Source organism: Microbacterium sp. UBA7513 (assembly GCF_002478345.1).
Taxonomy (GTDB): Bacteria; Actinomycetota; Actinomycetes; order Actinomycetales; family Microbacteriaceae; genus Microbacterium.
This window is the reverse complement of record NZ_DLNJ01000007.1, coordinates 216,962-226,336: the sequence shown is the minus strand read 5'-3', so window position 1 is coordinate 226,336 and position 9,375 is coordinate 216,962. Positions and strand designations below refer to the sequence as shown.

The 9,375-nt window shown below is 68.1% G+C and carries 6 protein-coding genes, 1 tRNA gene and 1 pseudogene; 7 read left to right on the top strand and 1 reads right to left on the bottom strand.

The genetic code is table 11. The annotated features are described in order from the left end of the window. From B2W79_RS03930 to B2W79_RS03915, 4 genes and pseudogenes are all read left to right on the top strand, one after another. A pseudogene (locus B2W79_RS03930) lies at positions 1-399 on the top strand (DNA-directed RNA polymerase subunit beta); the annotation flags it as partial. Between the two features lie 87 nt (positions 400-486). Next, complete coding sequence (rpoC, locus tag B2W79_RS03925) at positions 487-4,362, top strand: DNA-directed RNA polymerase subunit beta' (RefSeq protein ID WP_071327548.1); 3,876 nt, start codon at positions 487-489, stop codon at positions 4,360-4,362. Between the two features lie 182 nt (positions 4,363-4,544). Then, positions 4,545-5,474 (top strand): PfkB family carbohydrate kinase, encoded by a 930-nt coding sequence (locus B2W79_RS03920; RefSeq protein ID WP_292787300.1) that lies wholly within the window; start codon positions 4,545-4,547, stop codon positions 5,472-5,474. An 86-nt stretch (positions 5,475-5,560) separates the two neighbouring features. Next, positions 5,561-5,645 (top strand) — tRNA-Tyr (locus B2W79_RS03915). A 149-nt stretch (positions 5,646-5,794) separates the two neighbouring features. Here B2W79_RS03915 and B2W79_RS03910 read toward each other — a convergent pair. Next, positions 5,795-6,844 (bottom strand): restriction endonuclease, encoded by a 1,050-nt coding sequence (locus B2W79_RS03910; RefSeq protein ID WP_071327546.1) that lies wholly within the window; start codon positions 6,842-6,844, stop codon positions 5,795-5,797. 135 nt (positions 6,845-6,979) lie between these two features. On the opposite strand from B2W79_RS03910, the gene B2W79_RS03905 reads away from it, so the two are divergent. The 3 genes from B2W79_RS03905 to B2W79_RS03895 form a co-directional block, all read left to right on the top strand. Then, positions 6,980-7,471 carry an FBP domain-containing protein gene (locus B2W79_RS03905; RefSeq protein WP_060922589.1) on the top strand — a complete coding sequence of 164 codons (492 nt, stop codon included), beginning with the start codon at positions 6,980-6,982 and terminating at the stop codon, positions 7,469-7,471. Between the two features lie 45 nt (positions 7,472-7,516). Next, entirely contained in the window at positions 7,517-8,317 is an 801-nt protein-coding gene (locus B2W79_RS03900; protein WP_025104407.1) for an enoyl-CoA hydratase/isomerase family protein, read from the top strand. A 115-nt stretch (positions 8,318-8,432) separates the two neighbouring features. Next, the coding region (locus B2W79_RS03895; RefSeq protein ID WP_292787293.1) for a hypothetical protein at positions 8,433-9,375 on the top strand (943 nt) is incomplete at its 3' end.

Sequence of the window (9,375 nt, the reverse complement as noted above, 5' to 3'; positions counted from 1 at the left end):
ACCGGTCCGTACTCGATGATCACCCAGCAGCCGCTCGGTGGTAAGGCGCAGTTCGGTGGACAGCGCTTCGGTGAGATGGAGGTGTGGGCCCTCGAGGCCTACGGTGCGGCGTACGCCCTCCAGGAGCTCCTCACGATCAAGTCCGACGACATCCTCGGCCGCGTCAAGGTGTACGAGGCCATCGTCAAGGGCGAGAACATCCAGGAGCCCGGCATCCCGGAGTCGTTCAAGGTGCTCATGAAGGAGATGCAGTCGCTCTGCCTGAACGTCGAGGTCCTCTCGGCCGACGGCACGCTGGTCAACCTCCGCGACACCGACGACGAGGCGTTCCGCGCCGCAGAGGAACTCGGTATCAACATCTCCAGCCGCTTCGAGGCCGCCTCGATCGACGAGATCTAATCCTTCGACGGGCTCAGCCGTCCCCGCGATGGCTGAGCCTGTCGAAGCCCAGACTTCTCAAAAAGAATTTCCGACACAGGAGAACTAGTGCTCGAGTCCACAACCTTCGATGAGCTTCGCATCGGCCTGGCGACCGCAGACCACATCCGCGCGTGGTCCTACGGCGAGGTCAAGAAGCCCGAAACCATCAACTACCGCACCCTCAAGCCGGAGAAGGACGGTCTCTTCGGAGAGCAGATCTTCGGCCCGTCCCGTGACTGGGAGTGCGCCTGCGGCAAGTACAAGCGCGTCCGCTTCAAGGGCATCGTCTGCGAGCGCTGCGGCGTGGAGGTCACCAAGAGCTCCGTCCGTCGTGAGCGCATGGGTCACATCGAGCTCGCCGCTCCCGTCACCCACATCTGGTACTTCAAGGGCGTGCCCTCGCGCCTCGGCTACCTGCTGGACATGGCGCCGAAGGACCTCGAGAAGGTCATCTACTTCGCCGCGTACATGGTCATCTCGGTCGACGAGGACGCTCGCCACCGCGACCTGGGCACCCAGGAGAACAACATCCGTCTCGAGCTGAAGACGCTCGGCGACCGCCGCGACTCCAAGATCGCGGAGCGCCTGGCGAAGCTGGAGGAGGAGCTCGCGACCCTCGAGGCCGAGGGTGCCAAGGCCGACGCCAAGAAGAAGGTCAAGGACGCCGCCGAGAAGGAGATGTCGCTCATCCGCAAGGGTGCCGACGAGGCGATCCTGAAGCTGGAGCGCGTGTGGGAGGACTTCCGCACGCTCGAGGTCGGTGCCCTGCGCCCGGAGGACGACGTCTTCCACGAGCTGCAGGACCGCTTCGGCCAGTACTTCGAGGCCTACATGGGTGCCGAGGCGATCCAGCGTCGCCTGGCCGCATTCGACCTGGCCGCCGAGGCCGAGAGCCTGCACCTGCAGATCTCGGAGGGCAAGGGCCAGCGCAAGATCCGTGCGATCAAGCGCCTCAAGGTCGTCAACTCGTTCCTCGAGACCGGCATGAGCCCGGCCGCGATGGTGCTCGACGTCGTCCCGGTGATCCCGCCGGAGCTGCGTCCGATGGTGCAGCTCGACGGTGGCCGCTTCGCGACCTCCGACCTGAACGACCTGTACCGCCGCGTGATCAACCGCAACAACCGTCTCCGTCGCCTGATCGACCTCGGTGCCCCCGAGATCATCGTCAACAACGAGAAGCGGATGCTGCAGGAGGCCGTCGACGCACTGTTCGACAACGGCCGTCGCGGTCGCCCGGTCACGGGTACCGGCAACCGTGCCCTGAAGTCCCTGAGCGACATGCTCAAGGGAAAGCAGGGTCGCTTCCGCCAGAACCTGCTCGGCAAGCGTGTCGACTACTCGGGCCGTTCGGTCATCGTCGTCGGCCCGCAGCTCAAGCTGCACCAGTGCGGTCTGCCCAAGCAGATGGCGCTCGAGCTCTTCAAGCCGTTCGTCATCAAGCGCCTGATCGACCTCGGTCACTCGCAGAACATCAAGGCTGCCAAGCGTGCCGTCGAGCGCACCCGTCCCGAGGTCTGGGACGTGCTCGAGGAGATCATCCGCGAGCGTCCGGTGCTGCTGAACCGCGCACCCACCCTGCACCGTCTCGGCATCCAGGCGTTCGAGCCGCAGCTCGTCGAGGGCAAGGCCATCCAGCTGCACCCGCTCGTCTGCGCGGCGTTCAACGCCGACTTCGACGGTGACCAGATGGCTGTCCACCTGCCGCTGTCGGTCGAGGCTCAGGCCGAGGCCCGCGTGCTCATGCTCGCGTCGAACAACATCCTGAAGCCGTCGGACGGCCGTCCGGTCACCCTGCCCTCGCAGGACATGATCATCGGTCTGCACCACCTGACGACGGTCAAGGCCGGCGCCAAGGGCGAGGGTCGTGCGTTCGGCTCCGTCGGCGAGGCACAGCTCGCGTACGACGAGGGCACGCTCGACCTGCAGGCGAAGGTCCGCATCCGCATCCCGGGTCTGGCCTTCCTCGAGGGCGAGGCTCCCGAGGGCTACGAGAAGCACGGTCTGGTTGACGCTTCGCTCGGTCAGGCGATCTTCAACGACGCGCTGCCGAAAGGCTACCCGTTCGTCCGCGAGCAGGCCGACAAGGGCAAGCTGTCGCAGATCGTCAACAAGCTGGCCGAGGAGTACCCCAAGGTCGAGACGGCCGCCACGCTGGACCGCATCAAGGATGCCGGTTTCTACTGGGCGACCCGTTCGGGTGTGACCGTCGCGCTGAGCGACATCCTCACCCCGCCGAACAAGGCGGAGATCGTCGCGGGTTACGAGAAGCAGGCCGCGAAGGTCCAGTCCCAGTACGAGAAGGGCCTCACGACCGACGCCGAGCGTCGTCAGGAGCTCATCAAGATCTGGACCGAGGCGACCGACGAGGTGCAGGCCGCGATGAAGGCGCACTTCCCGGAGGACAACACCATCAACCGCATGGTGTCCTCTGGCGCTCGTGGTAACTGGCTGCAGATCCGGAACATCGCCGGTATGCGTGGTCTGGTGAACAACCCCAAGGGTGAGATCATCCCGCGTCCGATCATCTCCTCGTACCGTGAGGGTCTGTCGGTGGCGGAGTACTTCATCGCGACGCACGGTACCCGTAAGGGTCTGGCCGACACCGCTCTGCGTACCGCCGACTCGGGTTACCTGACCCGTCGTCTGGTGGACGTCTCGCAGGACGTCATCATCCGCGAAGAGGACTGCGGCACGTCGAAGGGCCTCGAGCTCCCGATCGCCGCTCCGAACTCGCAGGGTGAGCTGGTGCGCGACGCGAACGTCGAGAACTCGGTGTTCGCCCGCACGCTGGCCTCCGACGTGGTGAACGCCGCGGGCGAGGTCCTGGCCGCTGCCGGCGACGACGTGGGCGACGTGCTCATCGACAAGCTGGTCGCCGCGGGCGTCGAGACCATCAAGGTCCGCTCGGTCCTGACCTGCGACTCCGCCGTCGGCGTGTGCGCGCAGTGCTACGGCCGTTCGCTCGCGACCGGCAAGACCGTCGACATCGGCGAGGCCGTCGGCATCATCGCGGCCCAGTCGATCGGTGAGCCCGGTACCCAGCTGACGATGCGTACCTTCCACACCGGTGGTTCGGCGTCGGCGGATGACATCACGCAGGGTCTGCCCCGCGTGCAGGAGCTGTTCGAGGCGCGTACCCCCAAGGGTGCATCGCCGATCGCAGAGGCCGACGGCCGCATCACGATCGACGAGACCGAGAAGGCCAAGAAGGTCATCCTCACGCCCGACAACGGCGACGAGCCCGTCGTCTACCCGGTGCTGAAGCGTGCGACGCTCCTCGTCGAGGACGGCCAGCACGTCTCGGTCGGTCAGCCCCTGCAGGTCGGCACGCTCGACCCCAAGGAGGTCATGCGCGTCATGGGTGCCCGCGAGGTGCAGAAGTACCTCGTCGGCGGCGTCCAGGGCGTCTACCGCTCGCAGGGTGTGCCGATCCACGACAAGCACATCGAGGTCATCGTCCGCCAGATGCTCCGCAAGGTCACCGTCGTCGACCACGCCGACACGACCCTGCTGCCGGGTGAGATGGTCGACCTGAAGCGCTACCAGCAGATCAACCGCGAGGCCGTGGCCGAGGGCAAGCGTCCCGCGTCCGGTCGTCCTGAGCTGATGGGTATCACGAAGGCGTCGCTCGCGACCGAGTCGTGGCTGTCCGCTGCGTCCTTCCAGGAGACGACCCGCGTGCTCACGCAGGCCGCCATGGAGGGCAAGCGCGACCCGCTGGTCGGTCTCAAGGAGAACGTCATCATCGGAAAGCTCATCCCCGCCGGAACCGGTCTCTCGAAGTACCGCGACGTCACGGTCGAGGCCACCGAGGAAGCCAAGAGCGAGCGCTACCCGAACCGGATCTTCGCATCCGACGGCGCGTACGCGGACGGCGACTTCGGCTACGTCGACTTCGACGCGTTCTCGACGGACGACATCACCCCCGGTACCTACAACTGAGGTGTGAGTGAGTGAACGAAGGCCCCGGGGTTCTCCCCGGGGCCTTCGTCGTCTCTCGGCGAGGTCGGGGTGTGCACAGCGTCGGAGATCCGGCGCGGCGCGCCGCCGGTGGGGCTCATCCATCGGGGTGTCGGGCGTCATCTCCGAAGCTGTGACCGGGGCGAGCGCGGTAGGGTCGGCGAGTGAGCACTGAGACTTCCCCCGGCGGCGCGGCCGTCGTCATCGGAGACGCCCTGATCGACGAGATCCGGGATGACAGCGGCGTCCGCGAGTTCGTCGGCGGGGCAGCGCTGAACGTGGCGGTCGGACTGCGCCGGCTCGGAATCCCGACGACCCTCATCGCGATGGTGGGGGAGGACATCGCCGGCGCGCACATCCGCGAGTACCTGGCCGATCACGGCGTGCGGCTGATCGCGAGCGCGGCCCCGCACGGGTCGTCGCGGGCGGTCGTGACCCGGGCAGCGAACGGCGAGCCGAGCTACGTCTTCAATCGCGCGGCCCAGGAGCGGACCATCCGGTACTCGGACGAGGCGAGGGCCGCCATCGGTGACGCGGACATCGTCGCCGTGAGCTGCTTCCCCTTCGATGTCTCCGAGGAGGTCGACGCCCTCGCCACTGCGGTGGAGGGCGCGCGGCTGGCGATCGATCCGAACCCGCGTACCGGCATGCTGTCCGACCGCGAGGAGTTCGTCCGCGGCCTCGAGCGCCTGGCCGCCAGGGCGGACCTGGTGAAGGTTGGCGCCGACGACGCCGCCGTGCTCTACGACGGCGACCTCGACGCCCTGCGCGCGCGACTCCGAGGCCTTGGCGTCACGGCGGTGCTCGCGACCGCCGGAGCGGACGGCGCCGTGCTCGAGTCGGACGCCGGGTCGGTCTCGGCCCCCATCTCGACGCTGCCGGGTCGCGTGGTCGACACCGTGGGGGCCGGGGATGCGACGCTCGCCGCCGTCGCTGCCGGCCTGGTGGAAGGCTCCCCGAAGGCGGCCGAGGGCTGGTCCGCCCTGCTCGAGCGCGCGATGGATGTCGCTGCCGCGACCTGCCGTGCAGAGGGCGGGCTGCTGCGCACACCCGAGTCGCTGGCCGCCGCCGACCACGGCGTGTACGGGAGCTGACGCCTCGATTTCTCGCGCCCGCTTCCGGCAGGTATGATTGTTCTTCGTGCCCCCGGTTGGCTGTTCAAGTCGGACGGGTGCGCTCTGGCGAGTTACCCAAGTGGCCAAAGGGATCTGACTGTAAATCAGCCGTCTTCGACTTCGGGGGTTCGAATCCCTCACTCGCCACCAGTATGGGAAGGCCCGGAATCCGAGGAAACTCGGTGACTGGGCCTTCTTCGTCACGAACGGTCTCTGCGACGGTCCGCGCCGCTCGAAGGGTCGGCGGACGGCGCGACGGACGGCGCGGGCCCGCCCGCGTGCTGCTGCCGGTACCGCGGCTACTCGGCGGCGAGGAGCCAGACTCGTCTAAGCGGAAGATCGGCGCGTATCGCCTCCGGGAGGTTCTCGTAGACCCGGAGTACGGCATCGACGACGTCTGAGGACGTCCACAGCCGAACGCGGAATCGTTCCCGCTGCAAGGAATGCCGGGCCGAGGATGACACACCGTCCCACGCGACCAGCAGACCCTGCTCGGCGCCCACGTGCTGCATGGTGCCGAGCAGGTCTCTCACTACAGGGTCGGAGACCTGGCCGCCTGACTTCACCTGAGCGATGAGCTTGGGGGAGTCCATGCCGAGCAGTCCGCGCCCCGCGACGATGTCTACCCCTCCATCGGCTCCGCCCGTCGATGCCTCGCAGACGAATCCTTCCGCTTCAAGCACTGCCTGTACGAGCACGGTGAGCTGGTGGCCTTTGAAGGTTTCTGAGATGCGGGTGAGGATCTGGTCGCGCGCCTGTTCGGCGATGTCCGGTAGCGCCTCCGGCTCGTCGACGTCGTCTTCGCCCTGGGCAGAGGGGGCATTGAGGCTTGGTGCGGGTTTGTAGGGCAACTGGCCCGGATCTGTGCGGGTCCTCATCAGCGTCTCGAGCCGAGCGACAGCATGGCCACGGCTCGGGGCGAACACCGTCAGCGCGCTGCCCAACGTGTAGAGGAGGTCCTGCTTGATGGATGATCTCGGGAGGTCGGTCACGGCCCAATCGACCCGGATGATGTGCCGCTTGGATGGGTCTGCCTCGTCAGCGAGGTACTCGTAGCCACCGGTCACACAGCCGATGGCAACCTCACCGGTGGTCTTCATCGGCAGGGCCATGACATCGCCGGGTTGAATGCGGCCTCGTAGTGCCCACAGCTGACCGGTGTAGTTCGCGCGCCGTCCGAGGGAGTCCTCAGGGAACGTTGCGGTGACGAGTGCCTGAATGTCCGCACGGGTACTGCATGGGGTGAGGTCTGGGACCTCGGCCCAGCCGCCGCCTGCGACGTTCTCGCTGAGCGCCCATGCATCGCGCTCTCCGTACCGTCCGGTCCGAACCACCCAGGCTGCCGTCATCGTGCACCTCCATCCATGAGCATGCCACTAGTTCCGTCCGCAGCAGGCATCGACGAGTTCAGCCCGCGCGCGGGTCTCAGGCGGCCGGAGAGCGCGACCGGCCTCACCTCTGCGCCGAGTTCCTAGACTGGAGCGATGCGACCTCTCACCGAAGCCGACGTCCGGGCCTCGTTCGTGAACGCGGACGCCGACGAGCTGCGCGTCATGGAGATGCCGCACGACTTCCTCCTCGTGGACTGGGATTACCTCGACTTCTTCGCCTGGCGCGACCCGAGTGCCGGAAAGCGCGGCTACGTCCTCATCCCGCATGAGGGGCGCGTGGTCGGCGTGGTGCTGCGGGCTTCGGAACCAGGGCGTGGGCGCTCGGGCATGTGCAACATCTGCCACACGATGCAGCCGGGAAACCAGGTGGCGCTGTTCGCGGCGCGACGCACGGGAGAGGCGGGGGAGCGCGGCGATTCGGTCGGCACCTACATCTGCGCCGATCTGTCCTGCCACGAGAACGTGCGCCTGGCGCACCCGCTCGCCCCGAACGAGATCCGCGCGGCGGGACAGGTCGACTTCCGACTCGACGGCACCCGGCGACGGATGGAGCGGTTCGTCGCTCGCGTCTGGGACGGCTCCTGAGCGCGACTAGCCTGGAGGCATCCGCCTGTGCTCGAAGGAGAAGCCATGAGTGATGCCATCCTGTTCGCCGTCGACGAGGGGATGGCGCGGCTGACGCTCAACCGTCCGACCCGCCTCAACGCCTTCAACGCCGATCTGGCTTATGCCTGGCGGGACGCGACGGTCGAGGCGACGTCGCGCGACGACGTGCAGGCCATCCTCATCGACGCGGCGGGACCGGCGTTCTGCGCGGGTGGTGACGTGATCGACATGGCGACGACCATGGGGTCGTCCGGGGCGGAGATCACCGCGCTGGCGGAGGTCATCAACACCGGGATCCGCGCGCTCACGGAGTCGAGCGTGCCGGTGGTCGCCGCCGCGCACGGGACGACGGCCGGCGGCGGACTCGGCATCCTGCTCGCCACGGACTACGCGGTGGTGGGCTCCCGGTCGCAGCTCGGGAGCCTGTACGCGAACATCGGCCTCACGCCCGACCTCTCCGTGTCGGCCCAGCTCGCGCGGGCCGTCGGACAGCGCCGCGCCCTCCAGCTCGTGCTGCAGGACCGACTGCTCACCGCCGCGGAGGCCCTCGACTGGGGCCTGGTGGCAGAGGTCGTGGAGGGCGAGGACGGCAGGACGGAAGCCGACCGGGTCCGCGCGCGGGCCGAGGAGGTGGCGCGGTTCTGGCTCGCCGGGGCCGCTGACGCGTACGGGCAGGCCAAGCGTCTGGTGCGATCGCAGCCGGAGCGCACGTTCGCCGAGCAGCTGAGCGAGGAGGCCCGGTCCATCGGCGCCGCCCTGGAGACCCCGGATGCACAGGCGCGGGTCGCGGCGTTCGCGGCGGCCTCCGCGAAGAAGGCTGGCTGACTCCTCCTCCCCAGCCGCGGCGGCTCACGATCTTCCGGCCGACCTGCGGGAAGCCGGAACAAGCGACCCCGCGCGTGGCAGGATGAAGGCATCGCCGCTCGACGAGAGGATCCCCATGTCCCATCCGGACACCGCCCGGCTGCAGCCGCAGAGTGACAAGAAGAACATGTCGCTGCTCATCAGGGGCTCGCTGTGGGTCGCCATCGGCGCTCTCATCGCCGCCGCCCTGGTCTGCGTCGTGTGGGTGCTGGTCGGTGATCAGAACGGCCTCATCGGTCGCGCCTTCCTCACGATCCTCCTGCTCGCCGCCTTCGCCGGGATCGCCATCCTCGAGGCGGGCCTCGCGCCGAACCGGCCGGACTGGCTCCAGCTCGCGAGCATGGTCACCTGGGTCATCGCGCTCCTCGTCGGCCTCGTGAAGATCTGGCTTCCGGAAGACGGCCTCTACTTCGGCGCCGAGCGCTTCTTCCAGCTGCTGCTCGTGATCGGGATCCTGCAGCTCGCACTGCTCCACGTGCGGCTGTTCACCCGTGCCGCGCAGCGCCATGTCACGACCTTCACGAAGGTGATCCACATCGTGACGATCGTCTTCCTCGGCGCCCTCGTCGCCCTGCTGGTCTTCTTCCTCGCGTTCCCCAACACCTTCGACTACACCGAGCTGTACTGGCGCATCGTCGTCGCCCTCACGATCCTCGTCGCCGTCGGGACGACGCTCATCCCGCTGCTGAACGCCCTGTTCGCGCCGAAGAAGGCCCCTGCCGCCCGGCCCGTCGCCTCCGCGCCGTCCTGGCCCACCTACGCCGACGGGATCACACCCCTCCCGGTCCTCCCGGACGGGAGCCCGGACTGGAATGCGTTCTACACGGGGTATCCCTCGGCGGCTCCGCAGGCGCTCGGCCAGGCGCCCGCCGCGGCGTTCCCTGTGGCGGCACCGCCCCTCGCATCGGCGGCTCCGGTCCTGCCCGACTTCGCGGCTCCTCCCGCTCCGGGGCCCGTGCCGCCCGTGCCCGACCAGCCTGCTCCACCGCAGCCGACTCCGCCCTCGTCGGCACCGGCCC

Coding starts and splice junctions, on each gene's coding strand:
- B2W79_RS03910 (WP_071327546.1), bottom strand. CDS start 6,844: ATGACGGCAGCCTGGGTGGTTCGGACCGGACGGTACGGAGAGCGCGAT.
- B2W79_RS03905 (WP_060922589.1), top strand. CDS start 6,980: ATGCGACCTCTCACCGAAGCCGACGTCCGGGCCTCGTTCGTGAACGCG.
- B2W79_RS03900 (WP_025104407.1), top strand. CDS start 7,517: ATGAGTGATGCCATCCTGTTCGCCGTCGACGAGGGGATGGCGCGGCTG.